We start from the raw sequence: 1,027 nt of genomic DNA, 5'->3' as shown, positions 1-1,027 counted from the left end.
CCGCTCCTTGTATGTTGTGTCTGGCCTAGCGGGAGAGGTTATTCTCGTCGGGCTGAAGAAGCACTTCCGGGGAGGCCGATCGCTCCTGAAGGCAGGCATTGCCCCTGACCTTGTATGTAGAGAGGCCCCCCGCCTCATTGCCCACTGCGAAGAGTATCGAGAAGCCGACAAGTCGGACTTCGCATTACAAGGTTGCAGCAGCATGAAGTTCGAGGTCGGGGAACCGGAGGCCATTGTTACCTAACTCGCTTGGAGAGGGAAGAAATGAGTGTCTGGGTTGGCGTCGATATCGGCTCACGTACTTCGGTCGTTGCGGTGCGTAAAGATGGGCGTCCGGCCGGACAGTGGGATATCGCTCAAACCCCTGCAGGCCGTAAGGCTGCGGTGAAAAAGCTGCTGGCACTCAAACCCAAGTCGATCGTGATGGAGGCGACCGGAATCTATTACCTGGACTTGGCCCTTGAGCTACATGCGGCTGACCTTCCTGTATCCGTGATCAACCCCAAGAGCTTCCACAATTTCGCCAAACTAATGCTGGTGAACAGCAAGACCGATGCAATAGATGCTCAACTGCTGTCCGAGTACGGCGAGCGTATGACACCGCGCTTGTGGACACCTCCAAGCCTTGTGCAGCTTGAGCTGAGGGCTCTGGGGCGACACATCAATCGTTTGGTGGGGCATCGTACAAGGGCGAAGAACGAACTGCATGCATTGCAGGCGACCGCTACAACCGTGTCGATGCTGATCGAGGATCAGGAGGAAGCGATTGCTTCACTGGATAATCGAATTGAGCGCTTTCGTAAGGCGGGCCGCGAGCTGGTCGCCCAGTGTCCGACGCTTACTCGGCAGTACAAGCAGCTGCTCGCAGGGCCTGGGATGGGAGAAGTCTCGGCACTTGCGGCATTGGCTGAACTGACCATCCTTCCTCAAATACTCAAGTCCTCGCAGGTAGCTCGCCACGCGGGTCTCGATGTTCGACAGACCCAATCGGGAACGAGCATTGATAAGCCCGGCAGACTCGGCAAAA

General features: G+C 56.9%; 1 protein-coding gene and 1 pseudogene. Both read left to right on the top strand.

Features of this window, described 5'->3' with window-relative positions; all coding sequences use genetic code 11:
- A pseudogene (locus J5M58_RS25755) lies at positions 1 to 244 on the top strand (hypothetical protein); the annotation flags it as partial.
- 20 nt (positions 245 to 264) lie between these two features.
- On the top strand, positions 265 to 1,027 hold a 763-nt coding region (locus tag J5M58_RS25750), incomplete at its 3' end, for a transposase (protein ID WP_207880122.1).

The organism is Pseudomonas sp. 32_A (assembly GCF_017490905.1).
Lineage (GTDB): Bacteria > Pseudomonadota > Gammaproteobacteria > Pseudomonadales > Pseudomonadaceae > Aquipseudomonas > Aquipseudomonas inefficax.
This window is presented reverse-complemented; position numbering and strand designations above follow the sequence as displayed.